The 16447-nt window shown below is 52.8% G+C and carries 13 protein-coding genes and 1 pseudogene; 6 read left to right on the forward strand and 8 right to left on the reverse strand.

The window, feature by feature from the left end:
• Window positions 1–188 precede the first annotated feature (188 nt).
• Window positions 189–833 carry an S-layer homology domain-containing protein gene (locus NDI45_RS25105; RefSeq protein WP_190789764.1) on the forward strand — a complete coding sequence of 215 codons (645 nt, stop codon included), beginning with the start codon at window positions 189–191 and terminating at the stop codon, window positions 831–833.
• Between the two features lie 210 nt (window positions 834–1043).
• Complete coding sequence (locus NDI45_RS25110; protein WP_199296295.1) at window positions 1044–1343, forward strand: Mo-dependent nitrogenase C-terminal domain-containing protein; 300 nt, start codon at window positions 1044–1046, stop codon at window positions 1341–1343.
• Window positions 1344–1599: 256 nt separating this feature from the next.
• Here the strand turns inward: NDI45_RS25110 and NDI45_RS25115 are convergent, their stop codons facing one another.
• The gene (locus NDI45_RS25115) at window positions 1600–4074 is read right to left on the reverse strand and encodes an ATP-dependent Clp protease ATP-binding subunit (RefSeq protein ID WP_190789762.1); all 2475 of its coding nucleotides are present in this window, start codon (window positions 4072–4074) and stop codon (window positions 1600–1602) included.
• 417 nt (window positions 4075–4491) lie between these two features.
• Window positions 4492–6123: a citramalate synthase gene (gene cimA / locus NDI45_RS25120; RefSeq protein WP_348249307.1), complete on the reverse strand. Its 1632-nt coding sequence runs from the start codon at window positions 6121–6123 to the stop codon at window positions 4492–4494.
• A 178-nt stretch (window positions 6124–6301) separates the two neighbouring features.
• On the opposite strand from cimA, the pseudogene NDI45_RS25125 reads away from it, so the two are divergent.
• The 4 genes and pseudogenes from NDI45_RS25125 to thiO all read left to right on the forward strand — a co-directional run bounded on the left by NDI45_RS25125 (window position 6302) and on the right by thiO (window position 9841).
• Window positions 6302–6628: pseudogene (locus tag NDI45_RS25125) on the forward strand (2Fe-2S iron-sulfur cluster-binding protein).
• A gap of 62 nt (window positions 6629–6690) precedes the next feature.
• Window positions 6691–7272: a hypothetical protein gene (locus tag NDI45_RS25130; protein WP_206755095.1), complete on the forward strand. Its 582-nt coding sequence runs from the start codon at window positions 6691–6693 to the stop codon at window positions 7270–7272.
• 39 nt (window positions 7273–7311) lie between these two features.
• Window positions 7312–7824: a PEP-CTERM sorting domain-containing protein gene (locus tag NDI45_RS25135; RefSeq protein WP_190793178.1), complete on the forward strand. Its 513-nt coding sequence runs from the start codon at window positions 7312–7314 to the stop codon at window positions 7822–7824.
• 34 nt (window positions 7825–7858) lie between these two features.
• Window positions 7859–9841, forward strand: a complete 1983-nt coding sequence (thiO, locus tag NDI45_RS25140; protein WP_348249304.1) for a glycine oxidase ThiO — start codon at window positions 7859–7861, stop codon at window positions 9839–9841.
• Window positions 9842–9987: 146 nt separating this feature from the next.
• Here the strand turns inward: thiO and NDI45_RS25145 are convergent, their stop codons facing one another.
• The 6 genes from NDI45_RS25145 to NDI45_RS25170 form a co-directional block, all read right to left on the reverse strand.
• Window positions 9988–10767: an amino acid ABC transporter ATP-binding protein gene (locus tag NDI45_RS25145; protein ID WP_277879219.1), complete on the reverse strand. Its 780-nt coding sequence runs from the start codon at window positions 10765–10767 to the stop codon at window positions 9988–9990.
• Between the two features lie 83 nt (window positions 10768–10850).
• Entirely contained in the window at window positions 10851–12062 is a 1212-nt protein-coding gene (locus NDI45_RS25150; protein ID WP_190793176.1) for an amino acid ABC transporter permease, read from the reverse strand.
• A 54-nt stretch (window positions 12063–12116) separates the two neighbouring features.
• Window positions 12117–13289 (reverse strand): ABC transporter permease subunit, encoded by a 1173-nt coding sequence (locus tag NDI45_RS25155; protein WP_190793175.1) that lies wholly within the window; start codon window positions 13287–13289, stop codon window positions 12117–12119.
• 108 nt (window positions 13290–13397) lie between these two features.
• Complete coding sequence (locus NDI45_RS25160) at window positions 13398–14492, reverse strand: amino acid ABC transporter substrate-binding protein (protein WP_190793174.1); 1095 nt, start codon at window positions 14490–14492, stop codon at window positions 13398–13400.
• A 327-nt stretch (window positions 14493–14819) separates the two neighbouring features.
• A complete protein-coding gene (locus NDI45_RS25165) occupies window positions 14820–15050 on the reverse strand; it encodes a hypothetical protein (RefSeq protein WP_190793173.1) in 231 nt (76 codons plus the stop codon).
• Between the two features lie 392 nt (window positions 15051–15442).
• Window positions 15443–16447: AAA family ATPase (locus tag NDI45_RS25170; RefSeq protein WP_348249305.1), on the reverse strand; the 1005-nt coding region annotated here is incomplete at its 5' end.

Consider the following 16447-nt stretch of genomic DNA (forward strand, 5'->3'; position numbering starts at 1 on the left):
AGTCAAAAGAGTGTCACACCGACTACCTCACTTTTAGTTCAATAAGTCACAACAGAAGCAGAGAAACTTTGCGCTGTTCATGGCAATTTGACTAAAGCTGAATTAAGCAAACTTCATTTCCTTCGCAACATTCAGATCAGTCGAATCGTCGTTTGCTAGTGGTGTGTGTTTATGGAGTGGTTCATGCGATGGAACGGTTTGTCGGTGCTCTCTCACTAACCCTATTGCTGTCTGGATTGGCAGCAGTTGCTCAGGTTTCGCCTTCTCAAACTCCCACCTCTAACTTAATTAATGCGGAAATCCTGCCTGCGCTTAAGGGCGACCTGGCTCAAGCAGATGCCGCAGTGAGCCGCGCTGAACTGGCAAATATCTTAGTCACCACCTTTCAACTTGACCCGGCAAAACAAACCGCTGCTGCCCCTGCGTTAGCAGATGTGTCGGTCTCGCACTGGGCTTACAAAGATATTCAGACGGTTGTAAAAAGCGGTATCATGACCGTTCAGCCGGGAGGAAAATTTCTTCCCGATCATCGAGTCTCTCGCGCTGAGGCGTTTTCTGTAATCGCCAAAGCATCGGGCAGTGTTCAGGATTCGGACCCGACCGCTACTGGGATTTTGGCAAACTATGCCGATTCCTATCAGGTTCCGCCTTGGGCACGCCAGCAGATTGCAGCGGCCCTGCATCGCGGATTCGTCAACATACGATCGGATCAGCGAATCGATCCCTTGAGCGTCATGACTCGCGCTGATATGGCTCATGCCCTGAGACAGTATCATTTTCAGGAGATTCCTACAGGACTGCGCCGTTCGTTTTCTAGACCAATTGGAAGCTGAACGTAACCCTGGAAAGTTTACTGGGGCTTCAGGAAACCCAAATTAAGGTTTTCAATTCCTTCACCTGAACCCTTTCCTCACCACTTATGCTGGATTCAACCAGCGCATTAAATTGTTTAAGCCTGCTTCAACTTGCTAACTTAACGATCGCTTACCTTCACTCTGGCTAGTCCCACCGCGATCGTTTCCTATGATTCCACAGGTGAAATGATGAATAGTTCATCGACACTTCATACAATTCATTCTCCCAGACGTGATCCCCTCCAGCCTATCCGTCTTTGGGTAGATACTCTTCCTGTCCAAGACCGCACCTTTGCCCGCCGCATTGCTAAGCTGATCCCGCCGCAGTGCCCGTTTGAGCGCGACATCAAGGTGTTCGGGAAAACTCTGCTGCACATTCCGCCCCTCTGCAAGCTCAACCCTCTTTATGAAGAGCTAGTCGGACTGCGGTTTCGTGCCCTCTGCTATCTGGCAGACGAATGTGGTGAAGATATTCGCCCTTACTGCTAAGCCAGATTGCCAGTTGATCCCTGGATTCCCTATTAAACCCAATTAAAATAGTTCCACTTTTGCAGGCTTTATGCCTGCTTTTTTTATCAGCTTGAAAGCTGCAAAATCTTTGCCTCCGGGGAACTCGTGATCCCCAAGGGAACTAGAGAGCTAGTGTAAAGCAACAAAAAAGGGGGCAAAGCCCCCAGAATTATGTACTCGTGCTATCAACTTTGCTTGATCAAATCAGGCTTACGCGATTGCTTCGCAGTTGCCCCTACGGGGCGATCGGTGCAAAGCTTGCTTTTTCCTGACGACAAATCTGGATCTGACCATCATCATCAACATCGGCAAAAGCAGTATCACCGTCCCGAACAGTACCCGACAGCATCGCTTCTGCAAGATTGTCTTCGAGTAAGCGGGCAATCGCTCGACGCAAGGGGCGTGCCCCATAGACGGGGTTAAAGCCCTCGGAGACCAGACGCTCCTTAAAGGCAGGCGTGACTTCCAGACCAAGATTCTGCGCTTGCAGACGAGCTGCGACTTCTTGAATCATCAGGTCGGCGATCTGAGTGACTTCTTCGCGGTTGAGCTGACGGAAGACAATGATCTCGTCAATGCGGTTCAGCATTTCAGGGCGGAAGTAAGCCTTCATGTCGTCCATCACGCGCGATCTAATCTGGTGATACTGAGCGGTTGCGGTATCTTCTGCGGTTGAGAAGCCAAGGCTGCTGCCACCTTTTTCGATCGCCTTCGAGCCGATATTCGAGGTCATGATCACGACCGTATTCTTGAAGCTGACCGTGCGACCCCGCGAATCGGTCAAGCGACCGTCTTCGAGCAACTGAAGCAGCATGTTGAAGACATCAGGATGCGCTTTCTCGATCTCGTCCATCAGGATCACGGTGTACGGCTTGCGGCGAACTGCCTCGGTCAACTGACCGCCTTCGTCGTAGCCCACATAGCCCGGAGGCGAACCAATCAGCTTGGAAACCGTATGCGACTCCATGAACTCAGACATATCGAGCCGGATCATCGCTTCTTCGGAACCGAACACGGCAACGGCGAGGGCTTTGGCAAGCTCAGTTTTACCCACGCCCGTCGGACCCGAAAACAGCAGACTGGCGATCGGACGATTGGGATCACTGATGCCCACCCGAGAGCGACGTACGGCACGCGACACAGCTTTCACCGCATCTTCCTGACCGATCACCCGCTCATGCAGAACGTCCTCTAGGTGCAGCAGCATCATCGATTCAGATTCGGTCAGCTTGCTCACCGGAATGCTTGTCCAGGAAGCAACCACCTGAGCAATGTCTTCGGCAACCACCACGGGTAGGTCAGCCTGCGAAACGGTCACATCTCCGTTCTTGAGCGCCTGAATCTGCTTTTCTAACTCCAGCTCGCGATCGCGCAACTGTCCGGCTTTGTCGAAGTCTTGCTCGGTGACAGCGGCTTGTTTGGCGGTAGTGACTTCCTTCAGCTCATGCTTAAGATCTTTAGTGGGCGAGGCTTTGCTGTTGCGAAAACGCACCATTGATCCGGCTTCGTCAATCAAGTCGATCGCCTTATCAGGCATGAACCGATCGGTGATGTAGCGATCGGAGAGCTTGGCAGCCGCATCCAGTGCCTCGTCAGAAATCGTCAGGCGGTGGTGCTGCTCATAGCGATCGCGCAGTCCGTGCAGAATGGCGATCGTTTCTTCTACAGAAGGTTCACCCACCATCACGGGCTGGAAGCGGCGTTCCAAGGCAGCATCGCGCTCGATGTGCTTGCGGTATTCGTCCAGTGTGGTCGCGCCAATCACCTGAAATTCACCTCTTGCCAGGGCAGGCTTCAGCATATTCGCTGCATTTGTACCGCCTTCGGTTCCGCCCGCACCCACAAGGGTATGAATCTCATCAATCATAAGAATGACATTCTGCGACTCGCGGACTTCCTGAACAATCCCCGTAATGCGCTCTTCAAAGTCACCCCGGAGCTTTGTGCCTGCCAGGAGGCTGCCCATGTCAAGCGAGATGATTTGCTTGTCCAGCAGAAGGTCGGGAACCTGACCATCTACGATACGCTGTGCCAAACCTTCGGCGATCGCAGTCTTGCCGACGCCAGGCTCACCCACCAGCACCGGATTATTCTTAGTACGGCGACCCAGGATTTGAATCACACGCTCTAATTCGGGCGATCGACCCACCATCGGGTCAAGCTTACCGTCTTTGGCAAACTCGGTCAGATTGCGACCAAACTCGCTCAGCATCTTGCCTATCCCCTTGGAGCTGCCCTCCATCGAGCGACGACGTGCCCCAGCCGTAGCAGGTTCGACTTCATTCATTGCCTGAAGGAGCTGCACTCTGGCGGAAACGGCATCTACGTTCATTGCTTCCAGAACTTTGTTGGCAACATTGTCACCGTCCTGAATCAGTGCCAGCAGAATGTGCTCTGGCGCGATGTAAGGCGTATCAAGCTGCCGTGCCTGCTCGAAAGCTAGCTCAAAAATGCGCTTTGATTTAGGTGTAAAGGGAATATTGACTGGGACGAAACCAGAACCGCGTCCCACAATTTTTGTGACTTCGCGTCGTGCGGCTTCCAGCGTAATCCCTAGCTCGGTCAGCAGTTTAAAGGCTGCCGTGCCTTCTACGCGGATTAAGCCTAATAAAAGCTGCTCGGTACCGACATGAGCATGACCCAGCCGACGCGCTTCTTCCTGGGCAGCCATGACAACGGCGATCGATTTCTCAGTGAAATACTCAAACATCTTGAGGTGGTTCCTGAATGGAAATGGCAACTAAATAAAGTGATAAAACTAAAGTGTCAACGTGCATCAGGTTCTGAACTGAATTGAAACGCGATCGAATCAACAAATGGCTGTACCACAGGTCAGAACCGGGAATACAAAGACCCAGTGCTCACTAGGACTGATCAGGGGCAGGGTCGGTGAGGTCTTTCAGAAAGTGATGTTGGACGACAACTAGAGCTGCGCTGACACAGCCCATAAACGAAAGGGCGAATAGCATCGACATCGCAGCACCTCGCTCTATGAAGATGTGTGTATTACTTATTACTACTGTATCGATCGAGCCGAGCTAGGGGCAGGGAGGATAACCGTAGAAGGGATGGGGGGTGGATGGATGAATGAGGAGGTGAGGGGGTGGGGCGATCAGCTTGTTTAACGCTAGGCAATCCGTGAACTCGCGATCGCCGCTTTGACCTGATTTTGCAGCATGAGTCCGTACTCTAATCCGGTGACTACTGCCTGATAAGAGGCTTCAATAATGTTGCCGGAAACACCCACGGTTGACCAGCGTTGTAAACCATTGCTGCTTTCGAGCAGGACTCGGGTTTTGGCAGAAGTTCCGGCGGGGCTGTCGAGGATGCGGACTTTGTAGTCGGTGAGGTAGAAGGAGGCGATTTCGGGGTAGAAGTTGGTGAGGGCTTTTCGCAGGGCTGCATCGAGGGCAGAGACGGGACCATTGCCTTCGGCGGCTTCCAGAATGTCTTCTTCGTTAACAGCGACTTTGATGGTGGCGATCGATTGGCTGCGCCACTGTTCTGGATCGCGAAGCAAATTGCAATGAACGTTGAAATCTTTGATCGTGAAAAACTGCTGTCGTTGTCCGAGAGCTTCGCGCATCAAGAGTTCAAAACTGGCTTCGGCGGCTTCAAACTGATAGCCTTCGTTTTCTAAAGTCTTGAGATGCTGAAGGATCTGGCGACTTTGAGGATCGTGGCGATTGAGTTCAATCCCAAACGATCGTGCTTTTGCGAGTAGATTGCTCAAGCCTGCCTGATCGGAGATGACAATCCGCCGCTGATTGCCTACCTGCTCAGGTTGAATGTGTTCGTAGGTTAGCGGGTTTCGCTCAACTGCGCTAACGTGAATTCCACCTTTGTGGGCAAAGGCAGACAGCCCGACAAACGGCGCATGATCATCGGGAGCCAGATTCACCACTTCGCTAATCAGGCGGCTCGATTCGGTGAGCTGGGCAAGCTGAGCGGGCGGAATGCAGTCAAATCCAAGCTTCAGTTGCAGGTTAGGAATTAATGTACAAAGGTTGGCATTGCCGCAACGTTCGCCGTAGCCGTTCATTGTGCCCTGCACCATCCGTGCCCCTTCCTGAACTGCGACGATCGCATTTGCCACCGCCGTGCCGCTATCGTTGTGCGGGTGAATTCCAATCTGCGGCGGGGTTTGTTCTCCGCGAATATTTTGCACAAACTGTACCACTTCCCGAACGCTGGCAGAAATTTCGTGGGGCAGGGTTCCACCGTTCGTATCACAAAGCACGAGCCATTCTGCACCACCCTCGATCGCCGCCTGGAGAGTCTGAAGGGCGTAGTCGCGATTGTGCTTGTGTCCGTCGAACCAGTGTTCTGCGTCGTAGATCACCCGTCGTCCCTGAGTGCGGAAAAAGGCGATCGTTTCCCGAATCATTGCCAGGTTTTCGTCCAGGCTGGTTTGCAGTCCTTCCGTGACGTGCAGATCCCAGGATTTGCCGAATAGCGTGATCCAATCGGTGCCAGCCGCAAGAACCGTTTGCAGCATCGGGTCGGCTTCTGCGGACTTGCCAGGGCGACGGGTTGAGCAAAAGGCGACAACTTCTGCCTGGTTCAATGGCTCTTGCTGAAGCTGGGCGAAAAACTGAGCATCTTTTGGATTTGCACCGGGCCAGCCGCCTTCAATAAAAGGAATTCCCAGGCGATCGAGCTGACGGGCAATTCGCAGTTTGTCTTCCAGGGAGAGTGAAAGTCCTTCGCGCTGGGCGCCGTCTCGGAGGGTGGTGTCGTAAATGTGGAGGGGGGGCATGAGGGGTAGACGGTGGATGGGTGAGAGTGAATGGGGGGCGAGGCGATCGAGAGAGAGGAGATCGAGAAGTAAATTAGGGTTCGATCGCGATGCTAGACCAGGCAGGGTCAAGAAGGGTATGAAGAAACGTAAACTATGAACAAGCTTGATGTAGAACTTTTAGACCTGGAGGATTGGAATGCCCAGAATGACGGCGCAGAGAAAGACGTTTGAGTGCGATCGGGGGACGAATTTACGTTAAGTTCTCCTGAAAAATGGGGTTGCGCTGCATAATGGTCAGTCTAAGATCATCAACTGCAAAGGCATTGGAACCTGTGGAACCTGTGCGGTTCAGGTGGAAGGCGAAGTGTCTGCGCCTCAGTGGAAGGAAACTGCGCGTCGCTCATTGCCGCCCCATTCCTTAGAACAAGATCGGCGGCTTGCCTGTCAAACCTGCGTTTTAGGAGATGTGAAGGTGACAAAGTTTGATGGATTTTGGGGACAGGGAAATCAAGTGGTCTGGTAACCTTCAGGTCGAAAAATTTGAGCTTCTGCCTAAAATTAGCAGTGCAACATGGGGAAAGCGATGTGGATATTCTTTTAGGATTGTTGTTGCTGAGCGGCTTGTTTGCCCTATTTCAGTTGCTCCTGCCGGGAAAACAAGGAAGGGGAATTGGCATTGCCCAGTGGATAACCTGGATTGCTCTGGCAACGATACTGGTTGCTTTCTTTGGCTCAGGACGCGCCGGAGAAACATTTAATCGATTTACAGGCAATTTTTTCGATCGAACGCCACCCGCCTCTAGCCCAACCGTTAGCCCTATCGTTCAGCCTACGCCGATCGACTCCCAACCGCTGCCCTCGCCAACCGTAACGCTTACCCCTCTGCCTCCGCCTCCTAATCTAGACAGTCCGTCTTCTGGTGAGGCACGCCGAGGTTTAAACGAGATTCTCTCGATCGCGAATCCGCTGCTTGTGCAGCCTTCCCCCAGTCCGTTCCCCGCTCCAACTCCTGCTCCCACTCTGTTTCCTTCTCCCAGCCCGCTCCCCCCTCCGACCCCTTCTCCTTCTCTTTCTCCGAGTCCGCCGCGAACTGATAATCCCCCTCCCCCTCCGGTTTTTCCGTCTGCTTCCCCTCCTGCCCAACCCCCAATTAACGGGCTTTGGTAACGCAAATCTGATTGCCTGGGCGATGATAGGAATATCAGAATGGGAGTATCCACCGTGCCGGAACCGATTACCCTGCTGATTGCGCTGGTGGGAATTGTGCTGCTGGGCTTTGTTTTTAACACGATCGATGTTTTCAAGGATGTGGGTCGAACGATCGCGCTGGTGCTACTGGCGGTGCTGGTGGTGCTAATGAGCGATCGGCTAATTCCCTGGTTTCAACAGCAAGGGTTTTCCTTCGATCGATTGCCAGATCTGCGAAATTTTCGTTTGAATCCTTTTGCGGTGGGAGTTGTACAACCCGGATGGCAGGATCTTCCTTATCTTTTGTCGAATCAGCCGCCGCCCGTGCGACCTGCCCCCACCGTTCCGATCCCAACTCGTCCTCCCAGAACCAGCTCTGCGGCAAACTATCCGCAAACAGTAGAGCCCTACCAGAATGGAGGTGTTGCTCCCCCTCCGCCGATCGTGCCGCCTTACAGTACTCCTTCTCCCTCTAACCCTTCTACCACGCCTCCCCCGCTTGGCAGAAACCCGGTTACAGGACTGTGGTAGGTTAAAAAACTCTGGAGATCCGTCCTTACTTGCAATGAATTCAACGTCTGATGTTTTGATTATTGGCGGCGGCGTGATTGGGCTGTCGATCGCGATCGAGCTAAAGCTGCGCGGAGCCTCTGTCACTGTTTTAAGCCGAGATTTTCAGGAAGCTGCCAGCCATGCTGCTGCTGGAATGCTGGCTCCCAGTGCCGAAGCAATTGCCGATGCGCCGATGCGTGAACTGTGTCTGCAAAGCCTCAGGCTCTACCCAGAATGGATCAGCAAACTCGAATCCCTGACCGATCGCTCCACAGGCTACTGGGCTTGCGGCATTCTTGCCCCCGTGACTGAAGTGGCTGATTCGCAAAACCCTCCAGTTCTGGATTCCCTGCCTGCTTACTGGCTCGATCGCCCTGCAATTCATCTGGTACAGCCTGAATTAAGCGAACAAGTGATCGGTGGCTGGTGGTATCCCGAAGAAGGACAGGTTGATAATCGTGCCCTGGCGCAAACGCTACGATCGGTGGCAGAAATGATCGGCGTTGAAATCCAGGAAGGCGTGACGGTCACAGAAATTGTGCAGCAGCAGGGGCAGGTCGTCAAGTTGCGATCGACTGGGGGCGATCGATCGGCGGGGCATTACATCTTGGCAACCGGAGCCTGGTCGCAGTCGATTATTCCAATTCCGGTGCAGCCTTGTAAAGGACAAATGCTGGCGATTCGCGTGCCGTCAGAAATTTCACCCCTACCGCTTCAGCGGGTACTGTACGGCGAAAACGTTTATATCGTGCCGCGTCAAGATCGACGGATTGTGATCGGGGCAACCAGTGAGACGATCGGCTTCACGCCCGGCAACACCCCCGCAGGACTACAAACCCTTCTGAATGCTGCAATCCAGCTTTACCCGGCACTGAAAGACTTCCCGATTCAGGAATGCTGGTGGGGCTTCCGTCCTGCAACGCCTGATGAAATGCCTATTCTCGGTGATAGCCTCTGTGATAATCTCACCCTGGCAACGGGACACTTCCGCAACGGTATTTTGCTCACGCCTATTACCGCCCGGTTGATTGCCGATCGCGTCTGGAATGGCACGATCGACCCATTGCTCAACGAATTCTCCTGGCAACGTTTCCTCTGTCCCACCCAATCCCCATCCCCCCTCGCACCCGTCTCAACCCAACCTCCTATGCTGCAATTTTCGACCCCTCAGATCCCCGCTTCCCCAGCTCCTGCCCCTTTTGCCGATGAGCCTCTGATTATTGCCGGACGGGAGTTTCGATCGCGCCTGATGACTGGAACTGGAAAGTATCGAAATGTTGCCGAAATGCAGGGCAGCATCGTCTCTAGCGGCTGCGAAATTGTCACTGTGGCAGTTCGGCGTGTACAAAACAACGCCCCCGGACATGAGGGTTTGGCTGAGGCGATCGACTGGCAAAAAATCTGGATGCTGCCGAACACCGCAGGCTGTCAAACCGCAGAAGATGCGATTCGGGTGGCGCGGCTTGGACGCGAAATGGCAAAGCTGCTGGGTCAGGAAGACAATCACTTTGTCAAATTAGAAGTGATTCCCGACTCGAAATATCTTTTGCCTGACCCGATCGGTACACTCGAAGCCGCCGAACAGTTGGTCAAAGAAGGATTTGCCGTGCTGCCCTACATCAACGCCGACCCGCTTTTAGCAAAACGCCTGGAGGAAATTGGCTGTGCGACGGTGATGCCCCTGGGTTCCCCAATTGGCTCAGGACAAGGCATTCGCAACACGGCAAATATTCAGATCATTATCGAGAACGCCAAAATTCCCGTCGTCGTGGATGCCGGAATCGGTACGCCCAGCGAAGCCGCGCAGGCAATGGAAATGGGAGCTGATGCACTGCTGATCAATACGGCGATCGCCCAGGCTGAAAATCCGCCCCTGATGGCACAGGCAATGCGATTCGGCGCAGAAGCAGGACGGATGGCGTATCTGGCAGGACGAATTCCGGTCAAGGCTTTTGCCAGTGCGAGTTCGCCCCTAAGCGGCCGAATTACCGAGTAGGACTGATCTCTGTTTCAAAGTCCCCCACTAGTGGGGAATTTAGGGGGCAATGCAGGATCTTGAGGACTGGCTCAAATTCAAAGTCCTTCACGGGTGGGGAATTGAGGGAGCGATGCGGGATCTCGAAGACTGGCTCAAACCTTCTCTTAAAGAATCTGCGATAGAAACTTCTTCGTGCGATCCTCTTTAGGATTGTTAAAAAACTCGTTTGGCTCCGCTTCTTCCACTAATAGACCGCTATCCATTAGCACGACGCGATCGGCAACTTCACGGGCAAATCCGACTTCGTGAGTAACGCACACCATCGTCATGCCGCTTCTTGCCAGGGTTCGCATTACGTCTAGCACTTCGCGCACCATTTCCGGGTCGAGGGCAGAGGTGGGTTCGTCGAACAGCATGATTTTGGGCTGCATTGCCAGGGCACGGGCGATCGCCACCCGCTGCTGCTGACCGCCGGAAAGCTGACCTGGAAACTTTTGCGCCTGATTCAGGATGCCGACCCGTTCAAGAAGCTGCATTGCGACTTCTTCGGCTCTAGCTCTCGTCCAGCGGCGCACCCAGATCGGAGCCAGGGTGACGTTTTGCAGCACAGTCAGGTGAGGAAACAGGTTGAACTGCTGAAACACCATGCCGACTTCGCGGCGAATTGCTTCGATATTTTTTAGGTCATGGCTGAGGTGAATGCCGTCGATCGTAATGCTGCCCTTTTGATAGGTTTCCAGCGCGTTAAACGTCCGAATAAACGTGGATTTCCCAGAGCCAGACGGACCCATGACCACCACCACTTCGCCTTTGCGGACGGTGAGGTCAACGCCGCGCAGCACATGAAAGTTGTTGTCGTACCACTTTTCGACCTGTTGAGCGACAATCATTGGTTCGGTTGAGGTTCCACCATTCAGGGTGGCTTCGGGCTGGAGTTGAGTCATCGGTTATTCTCCCTATCAGGCATTAAAAGATGAGATTTTTTTAGAGATGTTTGGAATTGTCATTTGGGATTATTGAATCTGCGTTAGTGCTCACTATTCAAGCTGGTTTCAAGCCGTCGAGCTGCCCAGGCCATGGTGTAACACACTGCCCAGTACAACACACCGATAAATAAATAAACTTCGGCGTATCTGCCAATAAACAGGGGGTTTGCCAGAATCGATCGACTAATCCCCAGCAGGTCTGAAAGTCCCACGATCGCTACCAGGGTTGTATCTTGCAGCAGGCTGATAAACAGTCCCACGATTGCCGGAATCGAAATCTTGAGTGCCTGGGGCAACACGATCAGTCCCAGCGTCAGCGGTGTGTTTAGCCCCAGTGCGCTGGCTGCCTCAGATTGTCCTTTGGGAATTGCCTGGAGTCCACCCCGGATGGTTTCGGCTTGGTAGGCAGCCGCAAACAGCGTCAGACCCAGAATTGCTCGCAGTACCAGATCTGGCCGGCTTCCAGCAGGCAGAAACAGCGGAACCATCACCAGACCGATAAACAAAATCGAGATCAGGGGAATGCCGCGAATGACTTCAATATAAATTGTGCAAAGCCAACGAATCACGGGTAAAGAACTCTGCCGCCCCAATGCTAGCAGCAACCCAAACGGAAACGACAGGGCAATGCTCACGACTGACATAAACACTGTCAACATCCAGCCGCCCCAGGCAGTGGTCTGCACCAGGGGTAGCCCGAAGCCGCCGCGCATCAGCCAGAGCGCGATAAAGAACGAGAGAATCCATGCCAGGGGCAACCATTTAGCAATGCCCGGAACTCGTCTGCCGATTTGTTGACCTGCCCCGATCGTCCCCAGCACCAGGGCCTCGATCGCCAGCAAAATTAAGCGATAGGCAAACGGCGTCGGCAGCAGCAGCAGCACCAGGGCAAAAATACCAAACCCAATCAGTACGTTCCGCGACAGGAGCTTGGGCTGATTTCGGGCAACCACACCCCAGGTTAATCCGCCGAGTCCACCAATCATTGCCAGCATTAGAGCCAGCCGCCAGTACTGATTCGCCGGGAATCGTCCCACAAAGAAGAGCGGCAGGTTTGCGGGAATGACTTGCCACTTCGCCGTGGTCGTTGCCCACCAGATAAAGCCAAACAGCGTTCTGCCCAGAACAAAGACAATCGCGATCGTCAGCAGCGAGTTAAACCAGCTATTGAACAAATTTTTGCGAAGCCAGGCGATCGGTGTGGATGCGGGTTGCGCGGGGGCACTAGTCGGAGCAGTATGCAGAGTGGTCATAAGAGGCGCAGCTGAAATCGGAGAAATGGTTAAAAAGAAGGGCTAGAAACGTTTTTATCGTTCTGTAATTTGCACTAGGCGATTGAGCTGGTTCATAAACAGAGAAATCAGCAGATCGGCGATCAGGTAGGTCAGCATGATCAGCAAAACGACTTCCACTGCCCGTCCAGTTTGGTTTAGCGTGGTTTGCGCGGTGGCAAAAATATCGGGATAGCCGATCGCCAGTGCCAAACTAGAGTTCTTTGCCAGGTTAATGTACTGGCTGTTTAGCGAGGGAATAATCACGCGCAACGCCTGTGGAAACACGACCAGCCGCATCGCTAACCCAGAATGCAGCCCTAAGGCTCTTGCTGCTTCCCACTGCCCCTTAGAAACGGACTGAATCCCTGCCCGGACAATTTCTGCAATAAATGCCCCAGTATAAAAGGCAAGACCTGCTAGCATCGAGCCATACTCCAGCGACATTCGCAGTCCGCCTTGAGTATCGTTATTAGCCACCTGTGGAAACTGCCAGCCCAAGCCAAACAGGAAGATAACCAGTGCCGCCACAGCCATGCCGATAAGCATATAGCGCTGCGGTTTGCCGGATGCGCCCTGTTCTTCCATCACTTTAATACGCTGCCGCCAGACGATCGAAGCCGCGATCGCTAGCCCAATCAACGCAGTCAGCGATAGCCAGGCGATCGGTTGGTTGGCGGGCCACGGAATCACAATTCCTTTCTTGCTCACCAGCACCGATCCAGGCAGACGAGTAACGTTCGCACCCTGCGACATTCCAAAAAAGACGGCGAAGTACCAGAAAAAGAGCTGAAGCAGCAGCGGCGTGTTGCGAACGATTTCGACGTAGAACTGACTAATTTTTTTGACCAGCCAGTTATTAGAAAAGCTGGCAACTCCGGCAAGAATGCCTAACACCGTTGCGGCAACAAACCCGACCAAGATCAGCCGCAGCGTATTAGTAAAGCCAACGACAAGTGCCCAGAAATAAGTGTCTGTAGGCTTATAGGAAAGAATTCCTTCACCGATATTGAAGCCAGACTGATTTCGCAGAAAGTTGAAGTCAAACTGTCGTCCAAGCTGCTGAAGGTTACGGCTCATATTGCCCATCAGGATCGCGCCGACCGTCACGACAGCCAGCAGCACGATCGCTTGAACTGCAATTCTGACAAAGCGATCATCACGCCAAATGGGAATTTTTTCAGAAGAAGGATCAGTCGAAGAAGTCATAGCGGGAAAGGTATCAAGGCGGCAGAATCACGGAGAGAATGAAAAGCGACCCGTTGAAGCGATAAAGACTCTCCAAGGTGGAAAGTCTTTATCACAGACAGATAGAGTCTAGCGGAATGGCGGCGAATACATCAGACCGCCCTTCGTCCAGAGGCGATTTTGACCGCGATCGATCTTGAGCTGAGAGTTTGTGCCTACATTGCGCTCAAACACCTCGCCGTAGTTGCCGACTGCCTGAACCGCTTTCACCATGAAGTCATTCGACAGACCCAACTGAGTTCCCAGCTCGCCCTGTGCACCCAAGAAGTTTTGGATATCAGGGTTTTGGTCTTGCACCTTTTGCTGCACATTTGCCTGCGTGATGCCAAACTCTTCTGCCTGGAACAGTCCGTAGACAACCCATTTCACGGTGTCAGACCAGCGCGAGTCGTTGTTAACGGTCACAGGAGCTAGCGGCTCTTTTGACAGCACATCCGGCAGCAGAACGTGATCATCGGGCGTCGGGAAGGCACTCCGTTTTGCTGCAAGCTGCGATCTGTCAGTGGTCACCGCTTCACAGCGTCCTTCCTGATAAGCCGCGAAGTTGGCGTTGGAGTCCTGGAACTTCACTTCATTAATCGTGACCCCTGCTTCTCTTGCCCGTGAAGCAAGGTTTAGCTCAGTCGTCGTTCCGGTTTCAACGCAAACTGATTTACCGTTCAAATCCCTAAATGCTCGAATTCCGGAATCTTCTTTCACCATCAAGCCCTGACCGTCATAGAAAACAGTCGGCGCAAATTCCAGACCGTTTCCACCCGTCGAATCCCGGCTACTCGTCCAGGTCGTGTTTCGGGATAGCATATCGACTTCGCCGTTTTGCAGTGCCGGGAAACGAGCCGAAGAATCGAGGTTGCGATACTCTACCTTGGTCGGATCACCAAGAACGGCGGCTGCCACTGCTTTACAAATGTCAACATCCAGTCCAGAGTAGTTACCGCTGGAATCTACAAAGCTGAAGCCAGGAATTGTACCTTCTACGCCGCAAATAAGCGATCCACGAGACTTGATCGTATCGAGACGGCTGCCTGTATTCGCTGCCGGAGCAGCAGCTCCACCTCCTGCTCCAGTGTTCGTCGTCGCTGTGTTGCTTGCGCCCGATCCACAGGCACTCAGCGTTGCAACCGTCAGGGTTGCAGCCAGGAAAAGGGAACCCCACTTCCTCATATTTATTTCACCCACTTTATTCATTAGAGAATCGAAAACAAGAACAGCTCTAACTATTCACTCTGACCCTAAACAGAAGCGAGATTCAACAAAAGCAGCACCAATAAGCCAGTACTGCCCGATTTACCTAAACCTTGCCAGAGGAATGAGAAGTCATTTATCCAGGGTTTCAGATCCAAATCAGAATGGGATCAATCTCGCCTGGATTCTTCTCACTTTTTTACATTCTCCTGGTTTGCGCTTCAGTTTTGTATCTTAGTGTACAGGTTGTCTATCGTAAGTTGGATTCTCCGATGTTCTATAGGTTCTAGCGAATTATTAAAGGAGTTAATAGACGTGAGAGAAAAACTGCGATTCCTGCGCCATGTCGCGAATCAGGGCAATTCGCAGATGAATATAGTTGCTCAGAATGTCTTGCTGTTGGCGATCGAGCAGCTGTTCAGACCACACCTGGCGCAGCAACCACTGCACTAAACTCAGATCGTCCAGGGCTAGAGGAATTGTCGATCGAATCTCATCTACGAAAGCCCAAAACTGACGCATCATCGTTGGACTCATGTCAACCTCTTAAGGTTTGCTTTAGATTTCACTAAGTTACCCTGATTTTTCCTGGTCCTCCCAGTTCCAGATACAAGAAGAAATAAGAGTTACAAAAGCTTCAAGGAGCGATCGATAAATTGACTCCGATCGGCGTTTTACGGGAAAAGAGTCTAACAAAAGAGGGATGACGCTGCTCTTGAAATAAGCAATTTCATCCCTAGTGTTCATAATTTTGCTGGTAGTGTTCCAAACTAGGCTGGCGGTTGCACAGCGATCCCAAAAGGGGATTTGAGGAGTGTTTATCTCCTACCTTGCCCCTAAATCCCCAGGGCTAGGGAATTTCGAGCATGAGCATGGATTGGACGCAGGTTCCCCAGAATGAGGCGGCTACAGGGCAGTTTGAGTTGCGATTAGCTTGTGGTTGCCGTAGTAAGCTGCTTTTCAGGAAGCTCAACGTACTGGGCAACTAGCTTACGGAACTGTTCCCCGTCGATCGTTTCTTGCTCTAGCAGCATATCCACAATGCGATCGAGCAATTCGCGATGGTCGCGCAGAATGCGGCAAGCTTCGGCATAACAGCGCGTTGCAATATCTCGCACCTGATGATCCACACGGGTTGCTACTTCATCGGAGTATTCCGATCGCGACATCAGATCGCGTCCCAGAAAGACTTCCTGATTGTGGCTTTCCAGAGCAAAGGGTCCCAGGTCAGACATTCCGTAGCGCGTTACCATTTCTCGCGCCAGATTTGCCACAACCTGAATGTCATTGCTTGCGCCCACCGTGATTTCAGCATCGCCAAAGACTTCCTGCTCAGCTGCCCGTCCTCCCAGAGCGATCGTAATGCGATCGAGCAGCCAGGAACGAGTGTATAAGCCGCTGTCAATCATTTCCTCGTTAAAGGTCTGCTGGGCAAAACCGCCGATGCCCCCCGATCGCGGAATGATCGTCACCTTGTTAAGCGGGTCAGAGTTCTTCAGCAAAGTCATCAGCAGTGCGTGTCCTGCTTCGTGGTAGGCAATGAGCCGCTTCTTCTTGCTGTCGAGCAGGGGAGTCAGCGTCATTCCAGTGGTTACGCGATCGATCGCGTCGTCAACTTCCAGCAGTGTGATCGCATCTTTGCGTCGTCGTGCCGTCAGAATTGCCGCTTCGTTGAGCATATTTGCCAGCTCTGCCCCTGAAAATCCGGGCGTACGGCGGGCGATCGTTTCCAGCGACACATCTGCGTCAAGCTTTTTGTTGCGAGCATGGACTTCCAGAATGCCTAAACGTCCCTTGTAGCTCGGCAGATCGACTGACACTTGGCGATCGAAGCGACCGGGGCGCAGAAGCGCGGAGTCCAGGACATCGGGACGGTTCGTTGCCGCAATGATGATAATGCCCGTGTTGCCCTCGAAGCCGTCCATTTCGGTCAG

Source organism: Leptolyngbya sp. GB1-A1, from assembly GCF_039962475.1.
In the GTDB taxonomy this organism is placed as follows: Bacteria; Cyanobacteriota; Cyanobacteriia; order Elainellales; family Elainellaceae; genus Leptolyngbya_A.

Excerpts from the sequence above, each read along its gene's own strand:
- NDI45_RS25105 (WP_190789764.1), top strand. The coding sequence starts at position 189 with ATGGAACGGTTTGTCGGTGCTCTCTCACTAACCCTATTGCTGTCTGGA.
- NDI45_RS25110 (WP_199296295.1), top strand. The coding sequence starts at position 1,044 with ATGAATAGTTCATCGACACTTCATACAATTCATTCTCCCAGACGTGAT.
- NDI45_RS25115 (WP_190789762.1), bottom strand. The coding sequence starts at position 4,074 with ATGTTTGAGTATTTCACTGAGAAATCGATCGCCGTTGTCATGGCTGCC.
- cimA (WP_348249307.1), bottom strand. The coding sequence starts at position 6,123 with ATGCCCCCCCTCCACATTTACGACACCACCCTCCGAGACGGCGCCCAG.
- NDI45_RS25135 (WP_190793178.1), top strand. The coding sequence starts at position 7,312 with ATGGGAGTATCCACCGTGCCGGAACCGATTACCCTGCTGATTGCGCTG.
- thiO (WP_348249304.1), top strand. The coding sequence starts at position 7,859 with ATGAATTCAACGTCTGATGTTTTGATTATTGGCGGCGGCGTGATTGGG.
- NDI45_RS25145 (WP_277879219.1), bottom strand. The coding sequence starts at position 10,767 with ATGACTCAACTCCAGCCCGAAGCCACCCTGAATGGTGGAACCTCAACC.
- NDI45_RS25150 (WP_190793176.1), bottom strand. The coding sequence starts at position 12,062 with ATGACCACTCTGCATACTGCTCCGACTAGTGCCCCCGCGCAACCCGCA.
- NDI45_RS25155 (WP_190793175.1), bottom strand. The coding sequence starts at position 13,289 with ATGACTTCTTCGACTGATCCTTCTTCTGAAAAAATTCCCATTTGGCGT.
- NDI45_RS25160 (WP_190793174.1), bottom strand. The coding sequence starts at position 14,492 with ATGAGGAAGTGGGGTTCCCTTTTCCTGGCTGCAACCCTGACGGTTGCA.
- NDI45_RS25165 (WP_190793173.1), bottom strand. The coding sequence starts at position 15,050 with ATGAGTCCAACGATGATGCGTCAGTTTTGGGCTTTCGTAGATGAGATT.